Source organism: Gaoshiqia sp. US2 (assembly GCF_059705485.1).
Genome location: NZ_AP048550.1, coordinates 637,498 through 652,120, shown reverse-complemented (window position 1 = coordinate 652,120; position 14,623 = coordinate 637,498). Strand labels below are relative to the sequence as shown.

Annotated in this window: 14 protein-coding genes; 11 read left to right on the top strand and 3 right to left on the bottom strand. The window is 46.2% G+C overall.

Annotation, left to right across the window (positions count from 1 at the left end; all coding sequences use genetic code 11):
* The first annotated feature begins 3 nt into the window (after positions 1-3).
* The 7 genes from AC6H3C_RS02605 to arsB all read left to right on the top strand — a co-directional run bounded on the left by AC6H3C_RS02605 (position 4) and on the right by arsB (position 7,554).
* Positions 4-702 (top strand): aromatic aminobenezylarsenical efflux permease ArsG family transporter, encoded by a 699-nt coding sequence (locus AC6H3C_RS02605; protein WP_497519051.1) that lies wholly within the window; start codon positions 4-6, stop codon positions 700-702.
* A gap of 68 nt (positions 703-770) precedes the next feature.
* A complete protein-coding gene (locus AC6H3C_RS02600) occupies positions 771-2,114 on the top strand; it encodes a permease (protein ID WP_497519050.1) in 1,344 nt (447 codons plus the stop codon).
* 42 nt (positions 2,115-2,156) lie between these two features.
* Complete coding sequence (locus tag AC6H3C_RS02595; protein WP_497519049.1) at positions 2,157-2,927, top strand: pyrroline-5-carboxylate reductase family protein; 771 nt, start codon at positions 2,157-2,159, stop codon at positions 2,925-2,927.
* Positions 2,928-3,059: 132 nt separating this feature from the next.
* Positions 3,060-5,600 (top strand): DUF3857 domain-containing protein, encoded by a 2,541-nt coding sequence (locus AC6H3C_RS02590; protein WP_497519048.1) that lies wholly within the window; start codon positions 3,060-3,062, stop codon positions 5,598-5,600.
* A gap of 109 nt (positions 5,601-5,709) precedes the next feature.
* The gene (locus tag AC6H3C_RS02585; protein ID WP_497519046.1) at positions 5,710-6,072 is read left to right on the top strand and encodes an ArsR/SmtB family transcription factor; all 363 of its coding nucleotides are present in this window, start codon (positions 5,710-5,712) and stop codon (positions 6,070-6,072) included.
* A gap of 21 nt (positions 6,073-6,093) precedes the next feature.
* Positions 6,094-6,519: an arsenate reductase ArsC gene (locus AC6H3C_RS02580; protein WP_497519045.1), complete on the top strand. Its 426-nt coding sequence runs from the start codon at positions 6,094-6,096 to the stop codon at positions 6,517-6,519.
* Between the two features lie 3 nt (positions 6,520-6,522).
* Entirely contained in the window at positions 6,523-7,554 is a 1,032-nt protein-coding gene (gene arsB, locus AC6H3C_RS02575; protein ID WP_497519043.1) for an ACR3 family arsenite efflux transporter, read from the top strand.
* Positions 7,555-7,567: 13 nt separating this feature from the next.
* On the opposite strand, the gene AC6H3C_RS02570 is transcribed toward arsB, so the two are convergent.
* Entirely contained in the window at positions 7,568-8,323 is a 756-nt protein-coding gene (locus AC6H3C_RS02570; protein WP_497519041.1) for a LytR/AlgR family response regulator transcription factor, read from the bottom strand.
* A 161-nt stretch (positions 8,324-8,484) separates the two neighbouring features.
* On the opposite strand from AC6H3C_RS02570, the gene tsaB reads away from it, so the two are divergent.
* From tsaB to efp, 3 genes are all read left to right on the top strand, one after another.
* Positions 8,485-9,198, top strand: a complete 714-nt coding sequence (tsaB, locus tag AC6H3C_RS02565; RefSeq protein WP_497519040.1) for a tRNA (adenosine(37)-N6)-threonylcarbamoyltransferase complex dimerization subunit type 1 TsaB — start codon at positions 8,485-8,487, stop codon at positions 9,196-9,198.
* Between the two features lie 58 nt (positions 9,199-9,256).
* On the top strand, positions 9,257-10,009 hold the full coding sequence (locus AC6H3C_RS02560; RefSeq protein ID WP_497519038.1) for a DUF3108 domain-containing protein: 753 nt from the start codon (positions 9,257-9,259) through the stop codon (positions 10,007-10,009).
* Between the two features lie 91 nt (positions 10,010-10,100).
* Positions 10,101-10,670 carry an elongation factor P gene (efp, locus tag AC6H3C_RS02555; protein ID WP_423130123.1) on the top strand — a complete coding sequence of 190 codons (570 nt, stop codon included), beginning with the start codon at positions 10,101-10,103 and terminating at the stop codon, positions 10,668-10,670.
* Positions 10,671-10,815: 145 nt separating this feature from the next.
* Here the strand turns inward: efp and tyrS are convergent, their stop codons facing one another.
* Both tyrS and AC6H3C_RS02545 read right to left on the bottom strand, forming a co-directional pair.
* Positions 10,816-12,108: a tyrosine--tRNA ligase gene (gene tyrS, locus AC6H3C_RS02550; RefSeq protein ID WP_497519036.1), complete on the bottom strand. Its 1,293-nt coding sequence runs from the start codon at positions 12,106-12,108 to the stop codon at positions 10,816-10,818.
* 252 nt (positions 12,109-12,360) lie between these two features.
* The gene (locus AC6H3C_RS02545; RefSeq protein ID WP_497519035.1) at positions 12,361-12,900 is read right to left on the bottom strand and encodes a CvpA family protein; all 540 of its coding nucleotides are present in this window, start codon (positions 12,898-12,900) and stop codon (positions 12,361-12,363) included.
* Positions 12,901-13,071: 171 nt separating this feature from the next.
* Between AC6H3C_RS02545 and AC6H3C_RS02540 the strand changes: the two genes are divergently transcribed.
* Positions 13,072-14,589: a GH3 auxin-responsive promoter family protein gene (locus tag AC6H3C_RS02540; RefSeq protein ID WP_497521242.1), complete on the top strand. Its 1,518-nt coding sequence runs from the start codon at positions 13,072-13,074 to the stop codon at positions 14,587-14,589.
* Positions 14,590-14,623 lie beyond the last annotated feature (34 nt).

Here is a 14,623-nt window from a genome sequence, read left to right as displayed (position 1 = left end):
CCCATGGAGATTCTGCAAAATTTTCTGGAAAATTCACAATTCCCCTTATTGTCGGCTTTTATACTGGGACTGATGACCGCCATCAGTCCCTGCCCGCTGGCCACCAACATTACGGCCATCGGGTATATCAGTAAAGATATCGAAAGCCGGAAAACCGTGTTTTACAACGGACTTGTTTACACGCTCGGACGCGCCTTTTCGTACACGGCCATCGGCTTATTGTTCTTTTTTGGCGCCGAGCAATTCAGCCTCCAGGGTTTCTTTTCTACCTGGGGCGAAAAGCTGCTGGGACCCTTACTCATCCTCATCGGGCTGCTTATGCTTGGTGTGCTCCGCTTTAAAATTCCGGGAATCGGATCGTTGACTGAGAAAATGGAAAACCGTTCCAATAAAGGGTTTTGGGGTGTTTTACTGTTGGGAGTTGTGTTTGCGCTGGCCTTTTGCCCTTACAGCGGCGTGCTTTATTTCGGTATGTTGATTCCAATGACTGTCAGCAGCGTATCGGGATTATACCTGCCCGTTGTTTTTGCTTTTGCCACCGGAATTCCCGTCATCCTGTTTGCCTGGCTGATTGCTTTTTCAGTGGGTTCGCTCGGGACCGTTTATAATAAGATGAAAACCTTCGAACTATGGTTCCGCCGGGTAGTGGCGGTATTATTCATCGGAGTTGGAATCTATTATATGGTCGTTTTGTTTTTTTAATTTTTTTACACCCATTGTTCGTTTTTTTGCGAACTATTAACATCACCGATTACTCATCAATCACAATTGTGGAAACTAAAAAAGAACTAAAAATACTGATCTGGATTTCAGCGCTTTTCGGGCTGGCATTTTTCCTGCCCATCGAAAGCGCCCGGTTTAATACCGCCATTGCTGCCACATTCGACCTGGTAAAATGGTATGCCCGCGAACACGTGGTGCTTTGCCTGTTACCGGCCTTTTTTATTGCCGGTGTGATTTCGGTTTTCGTTAGTCAAGGCTCGGTGTTGAAATACTTCGGAGCCAATGCAAAAAAGTGGCTGGCTTACACGGTAGCCTCCGTTTCGGGAACCATACTGGCGGTATGCTCGTGTACCATTCTGCCCTTGTTTTCAAGTATTCATAAGCGCGGAGCAGGGTTGGGACCAGCCATCGCCTTTCTTTACTCGGGCCCGGCCATCAATATTTTGGCCATCATCCTGACGGCCCGTATTTTGGGGGTTGAAATGGGTATCGCCCGTACCGTTGGCGCCGTGGCTTTCAGTATTGTCATTGGCTCGGCCATGTCGCTCATCTACCACAAAGAGGAAAAAGTGAAGAAGGAGCAGCAGATGAACATTGTTCCTCCACCCGAAAAACGACCGATGTGGCAAACATCTTTTCACTTCTTCACCCTGATCCTGATCCTGGTTTTTGCCAACTGGGGCGCTCCGTCGAACGGAGATACAAGTAGCGCCTGGTACCTGATCTGGCATTACAAATGGCATATCACCGGAGTCTTCAGCTTGTTCCTGGCCTGGTCGCTCATTTCCATTCTGAAAATCAAGTGGCAATGGGTGGCAGGGGCCGTATTGCTTACCGGACTTTCAGCATTCCTGGCAACGACATTCATCGCTAATCCCAAATTAAGTCCGCTGGTACCCATGTTGGTTGGCATCGCAGCATTGAGCCTGATCACGCTTTACGACAAGAAAGACGAAGACAACAAAGAGTGGATACTTTCGTCGTGGGGATTTACCAAACAGATTATGCCCTTGCTGGCGGTCGGAGTGGTTACCGCCGGGTTTTTACTCGGGTCAACGCACGATGATCAAAGTATTGCCGGGGTCATTCCTTCCGAGTGGATTGCCTGGCTGGTAGGCGGAAATTCTGTCATGGCCAACTTTTTTGCCTCCATCGTGGGTGCTTTTATGTACTTTGCCACGCTCACCGAAGTGCCTATCCTGCAGGGGTTGATCGCTTCGGGCATGGGGAAAGGTCCTGCTCTGGCTTTATTACTGGCCGGACCGTCGCTTTCGTTGCCCAACATGCTGGTCATCCGCGGTGTGATGGGCACAAAAAAAACGACCGTTTATGTCGTTTTGGTGGTGATGATGGCAACGGTTTCCGGACTTTTATACGGAGCATTTTTTTAATTATCAACATGCCGAATTTAAAGAACCATAAAAACACCAATTATGAAAACAAAATCACTCGGTTTTATTGGAGGTGGTCGCATCACCAGGATTTTCTTACAGGCTTTTACCAATAAGAAACACGAATTTGACTCGGTACTCGTTTTCGATACGAATACCGAAGTTCTCCATGCTTTAAAGCAGCAGTTCCCTTTTATCCAAACCGGCGATTTGCAGCAAGCTGCCAGTCAGCCAACCGTTTTCATTGCCCTTCACCCGCCCATGATTATGGAAACGCTTGACAAAATTGCCAATATGGTTTCTTCTGACACATTGGTGATTTCACTGGCTCCAAAAATCAATATTGAAAAAATCGCCTCCAGGCTGAAAACTAAAAACATTCTGCGTCTGATTCCCAATGCCACGTCGTACATCAACGAAGGCTACAACCCGGTAACTTTTGCAACAGGTATTAACCCGGCTGAGAAGAGTGAGCTCCTGGACTTACTTAAACTCCTGGGAACAACTTTTGAAGTGCCCGAGGCCAAGTTGGAAGCTTATGCCCTGCTGTCGGCTATGTTACCCACTTATTTCTGGTTCCAGTGGAAAGAGCTGGTTAGTCTGGGCGAACCGATGGGGCTATCAGAAGATGAAACGAAGGCTGCTGTGCGGCAAACTTTGCAAGACGCACTGGACCTTTATTTTGACCATGGCCTTTCACCCGAACAAGTAACTGACCTCATCCCGGTTAAACCCATTGGCGAACACGAAGCGCAGATTGCCGAAATTTACCAAAGCAAACTCATGGGGCTGTTTGAAAAAATAAAACCATGAACGGATAAAAACAGTCATATTGAAAGGAGAACAATCTTAAACGGTTCTCCTTTTTTAATTCCGGAACAAAAATTATTTATACTACACTCAAAAATGAATATATTTAAAAAATTATTTTAACAAAAAAACCTGATGAAGCCCTTCCTTTTGTTAAGCTTGTTGTTGGTTTTGTCACTTCAGAGCTACCAGGCAGCTAATCCGGATTACACGATAGAGAGATCTCCCGCATGGAAGAAAGTGATTGATTTTCAACTAAACTCCAGTGACTTTTCGAGGAATGGCGAAATCAGTTATTTGCTGATCGACTGGCAGGAAAACGAACGAAGCGAAGAATACAATTATCGCTACTGTATTCGCCTGAACAATGAAAACGGTGTACAAAACAATTCGCAGTTGTATTTTAGTTTCGACCCGTCCTATCAGAAACTGATTATCAATAAGATAAACATTCACCGGGGCAACGAAACCATCGACCAACTCAAGCGCGGACAGATTGAACTGATGCGCAATGAGCAAAATGCCGACCGTTTAATTTACGATGGCAGCTGGTCGGCGCTGGCCATCTTAAAAGATGTCCGGGTTGGCGATATCCTGGAATACGAAATCACGCTGAAAGGCAAAAACCCGATTTGGGGCAAACACATTTACAGCAACCATCAACTGGCCTACAACCAGGAAATTTTTGAGCTTTACAAAAGCACCCTGGTCGGTTCGGATCAGTACATTCAATACCAACTGATTGCCGGCGCGGACGAGCCGGTGGTTAGCCGGGAAGGCAATTTAACGCGTTATGAGTGGCATCTGAAAGAAGTAAAACCGATTTTCACAGATGATAAAACCCCGGGCTGGTACACTGTTTTTCCGGCTGCCGAGATCAGCTCGTTCAAAGATTGGGCGGAAGTGAAGCAGTGGGAAAATCAGTTGTTCGATTTCAATATTCAAGCCCCTCTGATTGACCGCTTTATAAAACAGGGGAAATTTGAGGCTACCGACGAAGATATCATCCGCTTGATCCGCTTTGTGCAGGACGATATTCGTTATCTGGGGATGGAAATGGGCATTTTCTCCCATAAGCCGCATCATCCGAAAGAAATTCTGGACCAACGGTTTGGCGACTGTAAAGACAAATCGTACCTGCTGGCTGTTTTGTTGCGCCGTATTGGGGTTGAAGCCTGGCCGGCATTGGTTCATACAACCATTACCAAACAGTTGAACGACCACTCCCCTTCGCCGTTTGTTTTTAACCATGTGATTGTGAAGTTTCGCTGGAAAGAAACCGACTATTGGGTTGATCCGACCACATCGCAACAAAAAGGCGCCCTGGAATACCTGTGTTTTCCACAGTATGGCAAAGCGCTGGTTGTGGATGATTCTGCTGCTGAACCGGAAGAAATACCCGAACAGGACCAGGACCGGCTTGTTATCAACGAACACTATTGGCTCAACGACAGCGCTTCGGATGTTTTGTACCAGGTAATCACCAACTATTACGGGAACCTGGCAAACACGAAACGGAGCAGTCATCAAAATAAGTCTGTTTATGAAATCCGGGACCTGTACCTGAATTTTTACAGCGCCTATTTTAACAGTGTTCGCTGGGTCAACGATTCGGCGCTGACTTACCGGGACTACCCCGAGGTAAATACCTTCAAAATCACCGAAGAGTTTTATCTCTCATCTCCCTGGAAGAAACGGGACGAAAGTAATCCGGAATTATACGCCGTTTTTGAACCGTTTAACCTGTACGAATACCTGAGTTATTCGAAAGACCAGGAACGCACGATGCCCCTGGCGCTGTTTCACCCGGTTTCGGTAGAACATACGATTTCGCTGCACCTCCCCAAACACAAAAACATCGGGCTCGAAAACGAAACGGACAGTATTGTAAATGATGCCTTCCGGTTTATCCGGCGGACAGAAGCAGATAACAACAAGCACATTTACCGGATCCACTTTTTGTACAATACAAAAACCGATCATGTGCCGACAGAAAACCTAACCGGTTATTTTAACAATTATAACGACCTGTCGGATTTATGTGATATTAATCTGTCGTGGGGAATGACCGACACCGACCACTTCCGCCCGTTCTGGGCAGCCATTATCACCGCCATCCTGTTCTCGCTGGGCGCCATCATGGGCTTGAAAATGTTATACCCGCTCGATCTTGGCACCACTCCGGTTCTCCGCAAACCGCTTCCATTCGCCGGGTGGCTGATCATTCCGGTCATTGGGTTATACCTGACCCCGGTGATCGTGACCTACCAGCTTTTTAATATTAATTTTTTCAACGCCCAGGTATGGGAAAGCGCCGTAGCCCAGCAATCAGGTTCAGTTCAGGCTACCCTGCCCGCTTTCTTTTTCGAACTGATTTTCAATCTGACACTGATTATTTTTGCTGTTTTCCTGCTGATTCTGATGAACCAAAAACGATCCAGTTTCCCGGCGCTGTACATTGCCTTTCGTATTTTTGCCCTTGCCGGGGTCCTGCTCGACGAAGCCATTATCGCTGAAAAATTCGGACTCACACCTGATTATTCAACCCTGGCCCGGGAGCTAATTTACGCGGCCATCTGGATTCCGTATTTCTACCTGTCAGAACGGGTGAAAGACACATTTACCTGTACGTTTCAGAAATTGCAAAGTATTGTAAAAGAAGTTTCAGTCAATTAATGTTTCTCCTGTTTTCTTCACAGCACGAATGATTAATCAAAATTTAATGACGTATTCTTATGTCGAAACAAATTATGACGTATCTTTACGCCATTAAACGGATTTCGTTATGACACAGGCAAAGATTGAATTGTTTGACAATAAGCTTCAGCATGCAGCAGGTTTCTTTAAGGCCCTGTCTCATCCGGCAAGGCTGGCCATTTTAAAATTCCTGGCCGAAACGCGGGGATGCATCTCCGGCGATATTTCCGAAGAAATACCGTTGGGAAGGACAACCGTGAACCAGCATTTAAAAGAGCTGAAAAAACTGGGTCTGATCAAAGGAACCATCGACGGGGTGAAAGTGAATTATTGCCTGGACCCGTCAAAATTAAAAGTAATGAGAGCAGTGCTGGATGAGTTTCTGAACGATATTGATCTGCCGGATAATTTTTCCTGTCATAAAGGAAGTGAATCAAATAAGATCAAGTAGTTAAAATTTAATCCTATAAAAATGAATGTGTTAATTCTTTGTACAGGCAATAGTTGCCGCAGCCAGATGGCGCATGGTTTTTTGCAGTCGTTTGACCCGAATATCACGGTTTGCTCGGCCGGGACCGAGGCCTCCGGGAAACTGAATCAGAAAGCAGTTGCCGTAATGAAAGAAATCGGAATCGATATCAGTCATCACACGTCCGACCCGGTTGATATTTACCTCGAACAGGAATGGGATTACGTAATTACCGTTTGTGGCGGCGCCAATGAAAACTGCCCGGCATTTTTTGGCAAGGTAAAAAACCGGTTACATATGGGTTTTGACGATCCTTCGCATGTAACCGGCACCGATGAATATATCCGGAGCGAATTTATCCGCGTCAGGGACGAAATCAGGGAAGGTTTTTGGAAACTCTATGTCGAACAAATAAAACCTCAGTTGTAACCCATGAAAAATCAAAAACGCCAAATCGGATTCTTCGAAAAGTACCTCAGCCTGTGGGTTGCCCTGTGCATTGTTGCCGGGATTACCATCGGCCATTTTTCAGGCGATCACATTCAGGTACTGAGTCATATGGAAGTTTTCAGGGTGAATATCCCTGTAGCCATACTGGTTTGGTTGATGATTTACCCGATGATGCTTCAGGTTGATTTTTCCAGCATCAGGCATATCGGCAAACGCCCGAAAGGACTGATCCTGACCGTGGTGATCAACTGGTTGATCAAACCCTTTACCATGGCCTTCTTTGCCTGGATTTTCTTTTCGAAGCTCTACGCGGCATTTATTTCGCCCGATCAGGCCGGAGAATACATCGCCGGAGCCATTTTACTGGGGGCAGCTCCTTGTACCGCCATGGTTTTTGTGTGGAGTTACCTCACCGATGGCGATCCGAATTATACGCTGATCCAGGTTTCGGTGAACGACCTGATTATTTTGGTCGCCTTTGTGCCCATTGTTGGCTTTTTGCTGGGAATTACAAACATTCAGATCCCTTACAGCACCTTGGTTGCCAGTGTCCTGATTTTTGTAGTTGTCCCGCTGGTTGCCGGTTATCTGACACACAAAATCTTGATTCGTTCCAAAGGCGAAACCTGGTTTAAACAACAATTTTTGCCCCGGTTCAAGCCGGTTTCCATCATGGCTTTGCTGACCACGCTGGTGCTGTTATTTGCCTTTCAGGGGACAACAATCATCGAACGGCCGCTGATTATTGTGCTGGTCGCCATCCCCCTGGTGATCCAAACCTACTTTATCTTTTTTATGGCCTGGTTTGGCGGGCGCTGGCTGAAGTTGCCCCACGCCGTTTGTTCGCCGGCAGCCATGATCGGAGCCAGTAATTTCTTCGAGTTGGCTGTTGCGGTGGCCATCGCCTTGTTCGGGCTGCAATCGCCTGCCGCTTTGGTGACCGTAGTTGGGGTTTTGGTTGAAGTGCCCGTTATGTTGTCGCTGGTTGCCCTGGCCAACAGGTGGCGGTATTAGATTTCCGGTTTTTTTACAAACGGTTATACAACAGCTTGTCTAACAATTCATCTTTGTATTTGGGCGAAACCTTCAGGATACATTTATCCGTGGTTTCAACCACTCCGCCATCGGTTTTAAGATAACGGCTGATGCAGGACATGTTTACCAAATGGGAACGGTGTATCCGGCAAAACCCATGTGGGACCAGCAATTGGTCAAACTCGAGCAGTGTGCGGCTGATCAGGATGGATGTTCCGTTTTTGTAATAAACCCGGGTGTAATTGCGTTCGCCTTCGCAACGCAATATATCTTTCACCTTAATGATGGCAAAACCGTTCATTTCGGGAAGGGCTATAATCGGATCGGTTTTATCTTCTTTCACCCCGATTTGGTTTCGCAGGAGGTCGAGTTCGTGTTTGCCGTGAACAAAACGGATATCCTTGATCCGTGAAATGGTGGATTTTACATTTTCAGGGAGCACCGGTTTCACAATGTAATCAAAGGCCGAGTACTTAAAAGCCGTGATAGCGTAATCGTTGTACGAGGTGGTAAATATCAGCCGGAAATTCACTTCCGGAAGTTTGTCAATCAGGTCGAAACCGGTCCCGTCCGGCATTTCAATATCCAGAAACACGAGATCAGGATTCTCCTCAATAATCAGTTTTGTACCGGAATCGACCGAGTCGGCTTCGCCAACGATCTCGATATTGGTAAAATTCTGACTGATAATTTGTGATAAAACCCGCCTGGCAAGCTGGTCGTCATCAATAATTGCTGTTCTGTACATAGCCCCTGTATTTCCAAGGACTAAACTAATAAAAATTTGATACGAACCCGCTGTTCACGAAAAAGAATTCCCCGGAGCTGAACAGCTCGGATCAATGTGTTCATTTCGTGCAGCTAAATCTGGCGAATATCCTTATTTTTGTGTCTAAATACAGATTGAACATGGCATTCATTTTAAACCTGGAATCTTCGACAGAAGTGTGTAGCGTGGCCCTTTCGGAAAACGGGCAGTTAATCGATATCGTGGAAAGCGACGAAGGGCAAAATCATGCACGCCTGCTGAGCGTGTTTGCTCAGGAGATCATGCAAAAAAACAAGCTGGAGTTTAACCGGCTTTCGGCTGTTGCAGTAAGCAGGGGTCCGGGATCTTACACCGGGCTGAGAATTGGCGTATCGTTGGCCAAAGGCCTTTGTTATGCCAACCAACTCCCGCTCATCGCGATTAACCCGCTGCAAGCCATGAGTTTACATATTAGCTCCCAACCCGGGCTATGGAACTTACCGGCGAATGGCAGCCTGGTATTTTGCCCCATGATTGATGCCCGGAGAATGGAAGTTTATACCGCCTTGTACAACGCTCAGGGAGAAGAACTTGCCCCGGTTTCGGCCAAACTGATCGACCAGTCTTCATTTCGTGAAATTCCTGAAGAAACGCTTTTGGTGATTTTTGGGAACGGGGCCGACAAATGCCGAAACGTGATGGAGCGCCCGAATGTGTTTTATATTGACGGCATAAAAACTTCGGCACAATTTATGTGTTCTCTGTCGGACAAAGCATTTGAAAACAAAGAATTTGCAGATTTGGCTTATTTTGAACCTTTTTATCTGAAAGATTTCATCGCCGGAAAACCGCGAAAAAACATCCTGAACAGATAAACACCAATAAAAGCCTTGAGTTAATTAATCCGTTATCAGAAAACTAAAAAACACGCTAATGAAAAATGTTTTTTTAATCCTCTTCCTGTTCTCCATAACGGGCGCTGTGGCCCAACCGGTCGAACGATTGAAATATGAACTCCGGTACGGGTTCGTAAAAGGAGGTACAGCATTATTGAAAGCCACCAACACCGTTTATGAAAATAAGCCGTCGATTCATTATCACCTCGAAGGAAAAACAGTAGGACTGGCCGATAAGCTTTTTAGTGTTCACGACATTTACGAAAGCACGGTGAACCCGGAAACTTTTTTACCCTACAAAGCGATTCGAAATATCAGGGAAAGGAAATACCGTTATTATAACGAAGCCTTCTTTTTTCACGACAATGACTCTATTTACAGTCAGCGATCGGGCGGTCGTAAAGTACCTCCCAACCTGGTAGACATGCTGTCGGCATTCTTTTACCTTCGCCACAACCATTATCTCGACAAGCTGGATAAAGGTGAAGAATTTAAGATACCCGTTTTTCATGCCGATAAAGAGTTTATCATGGTGGCCAAATACCTGGGAACAGAAAAGATATCCACAAAGATCGGCGAGATTGAGTGTCATATCGTATCGCCCTATGTCGATAAAGGGAAGTTACTGAAACGATCTGACGGACTGAAGTTCTACATCACCAAGGATGTAAACCGGATTCCGTTACTGCTTGAGTTTGACATGAATATTGGATCGCTGAAATGCGAACTCAAATCGTATAAACAGTATACCGAACAAAATGGGAATAAACCATACGAGCTTGAATTTTAACTTGTTGAATTAAAGTCGAACCGTAGCGCTATTTATCGGGATTTTTTTACCTTTGCGCAAAATTTCGAAAAACTAAAACAGACATCCAAATATGGCAACTACAGCTGATTTTAAGAACGGAATGACTATTGAGTTCAACGATCAACTCTACACCATTGTACAATTCCAACATGTAAAACCAGGCAAAGGAGCAGCTTTTGTCCGCACAAAGCTGAAAAATATTAAAACCGGAAAGGTGATTGAAAACACGTTTAATTCAGGCGTGAAAATTACGACAGTCCGCGTTGAACGGCGTCCGTATCAATACCTGTATAAAGACGACATGGGCTTTAATTTTATGCACACCGAAACATTTGAGCAGGTATCGATTGCTGATGGCCTGATTGAGAATGCCGACCTGATGAAAGAAGGCCAGGTGATTGAAATTAACTTCCACGCCGAAACAGAAACCCCGCTTACCGCCGAACTGCCTCCTTTTGTGGAACTGGAGATTAGCTCAACCATTCAGGGAGAAAAAGGGAATACGGCAAGTTCAACAGCGCTGAAACCGGCAACACTGGAAACCGGCGCCGAAATTATGGTCCCCATGTTTATCGAAGCCGGAGAAGTGATTAAAGTTGACACACGCGACCGAAGCTACAGCGAACGTGTAAAAAGATAAGCACAAGTATACCTGTATAGGATGAATGGCTCCCGGCTGCGGGGGCCATTCTTTTTACCGGTATGTGCCAAAAAAAGAAGAATCAACCTGACTCGGTGCGATCACCTGGGGCCGGGTTGATTCTTCGTGATTTAAACGAGCAGGATTATTCCGCGATCAGCAGAAAATAGTTTTTCTTCCCTTTCTGGATCAGCAGATACTTGCCGCCAATCAGGTAACTGCTGTCGATGATCAGTTCCTGATCGCTGACTTTTTCTTTATTGATACCCAGCCCGTTCCCTTTAATCGCCCTGCGCAGTTCGCCCTTCGACGGGAATACGGCAGCCTGGTCGGTCAGCAGGTCAACCACGGGAATACCCGCGTCAAGCCCGTTTTTGGAAACCGGAAACTGGGGAACTCCCTCAAAAACCGCCAGGAAGGTTTGTTCATCCAGTTTGCGAAGGTTTTCGGCAGTTCCGCTTCCAAACAGAATCTGCGAAGCTTCCACTGCCAGGTCGAAATCTGCCCGCGAATGGACCATCACGGTGACTTCTTCGGCCAGTTTCTTCTGAAGTTCGCGCAGGTGAGGCGCTTCCTGATGCCTGGCAACCAGAGCCTCCACTTCGTCTTTCTTCAGGAGGGTGAATATTTTGATGTACCGTTCTGCATCCTCATCCGACGTATTCAGCCAGAATTGGTAAAATTTATAGGGCGAAGTTAACTTGGCATCCAGCCACACATTGCCCGATTCGGTCTTCCCGAACTTGGTTCCGTCGGCCTTGGTAATCAGCGGACAAGTGAGCGCAAATGCTTCGCCTCCTTCTTTCCGGCGGATCAGTTCAGTTCCCGTGGTAATATTTCCCCACTGATCGGAGCCCCCCATCTGAAGTTTGCAGTTTTTTGTCCGGTAAAGGTGAAGGAAATCGGTTCCCTGCACCAGCTGGTACGAAAATTCGGTAAACGACATGCCTGTTTTGGCTTCTTCACTCAATCGCTTTTTCACACTGTCTTTCGACATCATGTAATTTACCGTGATGTGTTTCCCGATATCGCGAATGAACTCCAGGAAACTGTATTCTTTCATCCAGTCGTAATTGTTAACCAACTCGGCTGCATTGGGCGCATCCGATTCAAAATCGAGGAAGCGCGACAACTGTGCCTTCAAGCAGGCCTGGTTGTGCCTCAGCGTAGCTTCATCCAGCAGGTTACGCTCCTGCGATTTTCCGGATGGGTCGCCAATCATACCGGTAGCGCCGCCAATCAGGGCAAGCGGTTTATGGCCCGATAACTGAAAATGTTTCAGCATCATGACGCCCACCAGGTGACCGATATGCAATGAGTCGGCTGTCGGGTCGATACCCACGTAAGCCGTTGTTATTTCCTGATCCAGTTGTTCCTTCGTTCCGGGCATGATATCGTGGATCATGCCCCGCCAGCTAAGTTCGTCAACAAAATTCATCGCTTATTATTTTGGATTAATGATCTTTCCGGTTCCCATGTTGGCCCGTTTGGCTATGGGCGACTTGTTTTATATCGCACACCAAACAGGTTTCGCCAAAATTTTGGCAAAGATATAAAAATGAACGGTTAAGCTTGGTAAGATCCGCGAAAATCGCAGGGAATTTGGATAATTGGTCATTGTGAACATCCCTCTGCGAGCTTTGCGCTTCATGGCGCTCTCTGCGTTAAAAAAAGGCCTGTTCTACCTCTTTTAAGCCACTTTTTCAGTTTCACGGGGAAGAGTTTCCTCCTGTTGCATTTGATCATACAACTCCATATCCAGAAAAGGGAACAAGGTGGGAACCAGGTTTTTCAACGGTTCGTATACGCGCGAATTTTCTTTGTCTTCTTTCGGAATCAGGTGGGCGTTTTCATCAGCCCGATCAAAAATAAATAACAATACACTTAAAATAACCGCCGTTTTCACCACGCCGAAAAGCAAGCCGGCCAGGTGGTTGATCAAGCCGAGTGCCAAAACGTCAACAATCTGGTTAAGGGCGTTCCCCAGGATATGAATCACAATCACGATCACAATAAAGGTGATAAAAAAGGAAATTAACCCGAGATGAGCAGATTGATAATCAAAGGTATCTGCAATATAGCCGGCTGTGAGGTGTGAAAAATGAATGGCGCCCCAAATACCCAGCACCAAGGCGGCCAGCGAAGCCAGCTCAATAATAAATCCCTTCCGGAATCCCCGGATGGCAGCAATAATCAGTAAAACTCCCAGGATGATATCAATATAATTCATTCGAAATCGGCTTATGGGTTATTGGTTAGTAAAAATAGAAAATATTTTATGCTTTGTTCTGCAAACTAAGCCTTGTTTTAAATTTTACGCCGTGTGAAAAAATCGGGAAAATACGCCGGTATTCTGAGGAAAAAGGTAAATTCGTCGCAACTGTATTTTAAAACGATAGAAATGCCGATCATTAATTCTATAATCAACTGGCTGAATTTTAAACGCATATACGAAATCGAACTATTCCAGAAACACCCGCTTGATGTCCAGCGGGAAGTATTTTTCAGTCTTTTGGAGAAAGCAAAAGACACGGAATGGGGATTAAAATACGATTTCAAATCGATTTTGCGTGAAGAAACTTTTAAAGAACGTTTGCCTGTTCAGCGTTACGAAGATTTTGCCCCGGATATTGAACGCCTGATGAAAGGCGAGAGAAATTTGCTGTGGCCCGGAGATATCAAGTGGTTTGCCAAGTCGTCGGGAACAACAAACGATAAAAGCAAGTTTATCCCGGTAAGCAAACAATCGTTGGAAGATGTCCATTTCCGGGGGATTAAAGATGTTTTTGCCCTTTACCTGAAAAACAATCCCGAATCGGGGGTGCTGTCGGGGAAAACCCTCACGCTGGGGGGAAGCCACCGGGTGAACAACTTCAACAACAATTCGTATTTTGGCGACCTGTCGGCCATTTTGATCGAAAACACCCCGTTTTGGTCGGAACTTTACCGCACCCCGCCTGTCGATGTGGCCCTGATCGAGGAATTTGACAAAAAAGTGGAAAAGATCATTGAGCAGTCGCGCAACGAAAACGTGACCTCGCTGGCCGGTGTCCCCTCGTGGTACCTGGTTTTATTGAGGCGTATGCTCGAAGCTACCGGGAAAAACAACATCCTGGAAATATGGCCGAACCTGGAAGTATTTATCCACGGCGGAATTAAATTTGATCCGTACCGGGAACAATACCGGAAAATTATTCCTTCGCCGGGAATGAATTACATGGAAACCTATAACGCGTCGGAAGGATTTTTCGCCATCCAGGATAACCCGGAAAGCGACGACATGCTGCTAATGCTGGATTACGGGATCTATTACGAATTTATCCCGATGGAGAATTTTCATGAAGATAATCCGCCGGCTGTTTCCCTCGCCGAAGTGGAGCTGGGAAAAAACTATGCCCTGGTTATCAGCACCAACGGTGGTTTATGGCGTTACCTGGTAGGCGACACGGTCAGATTTACCTCAAAATACCCGTTTAAAATCAAAATTACCGGGCGCACCAAACATTTTATCAATGCTTTTGGCGAAGAATTAATTATCGATAACGCCGAGGAGGCTTTAAGAATCGCCTGTAGCCGCACCAATGCCAACATCCGCGAATACACGGCCGGCCCGGTATTTATGGGCGAAAACCAGAAAGGCGCCCACCAATGGATCATTGAGTTTGACCGGGAACCCGACGATCCGGAACATTTTATTTCGATCCTGGATGTTACCCTGAAGACCCTGAACTCGGACTATGAAGCCAAGCGACATAAAGACCTGGCCCTGGAACGGCCACACCTGGTGATTGCAGAAAAAGGCTTGTTCTACGAATGGATGAAACAACGCGGGAAACTGGGTGGTCAGAACAAGATCCCGAGGTTGTCGAACGACCGGAAATACCTGGATGAATTGCTGGAACTTCAAAAAAGAATGTAATATTCCGTGCCGGAACTGGACTCCATTGATTAAA

What these genes read in the sequence shown, in the direction of transcription:
- AC6H3C_RS02605 (WP_497519051.1), top strand. Translation starts at nt 4, where the DNA reads ATGGAGATTCTGCAAAATTTTCTGGAAAATTCACAATTCCCCTTATTG.
- AC6H3C_RS02580 (WP_497519045.1), top strand. Translation starts at nt 6,094, where the DNA reads ATGAATGTGTTAATTCTTTGTACAGGCAATAGTTGCCGCAGCCAGATG.
- AC6H3C_RS02540 (WP_497521242.1), top strand. Translation starts at nt 13,072, where the DNA reads ATGCCGATCATTAATTCTATAATCAACTGGCTGAATTTTAAACGCATA.
- AC6H3C_RS02595 (WP_497519049.1), top strand. Translation starts at nt 2,157, where the DNA reads ATGAAAACAAAATCACTCGGTTTTATTGGAGGTGGTCGCATCACCAGG.
- AC6H3C_RS02590 (WP_497519048.1), top strand. Translation starts at nt 3,060, where the DNA reads ATGAAGCCCTTCCTTTTGTTAAGCTTGTTGTTGGTTTTGTCACTTCAG.
- AC6H3C_RS02545 (WP_497519035.1), bottom strand. Translation starts at nt 12,900, where the DNA reads ATGAATTATATTGATATCATCCTGGGAGTTTTACTGATTATTGCTGCC.
- tyrS (WP_497519036.1), bottom strand. Translation starts at nt 12,108, where the DNA reads ATGAATTTTGTTGACGAACTTAGCTGGCGGGGCATGATCCACGATATC.
- tsaB (WP_497519040.1), top strand. Translation starts at nt 8,485, where the DNA reads ATGGCATTCATTTTAAACCTGGAATCTTCGACAGAAGTGTGTAGCGTG.
- AC6H3C_RS02585 (WP_497519046.1), top strand. Translation starts at nt 5,710, where the DNA reads ATGACACAGGCAAAGATTGAATTGTTTGACAATAAGCTTCAGCATGCA.
- AC6H3C_RS02560 (WP_497519038.1), top strand. Translation starts at nt 9,257, where the DNA reads ATGAAAAATGTTTTTTTAATCCTCTTCCTGTTCTCCATAACGGGCGCT.
- AC6H3C_RS02570 (WP_497519041.1), bottom strand. Translation starts at nt 8,323, where the DNA reads ATGTACAGAACAGCAATTATTGATGACGACCAGCTTGCCAGGCGGGTT.
- efp (WP_423130123.1), top strand. Translation starts at nt 10,101, where the DNA reads ATGGCAACTACAGCTGATTTTAAGAACGGAATGACTATTGAGTTCAAC.
- arsB (WP_497519043.1), top strand. Translation starts at nt 6,523, where the DNA reads ATGAAAAATCAAAAACGCCAAATCGGATTCTTCGAAAAGTACCTCAGC.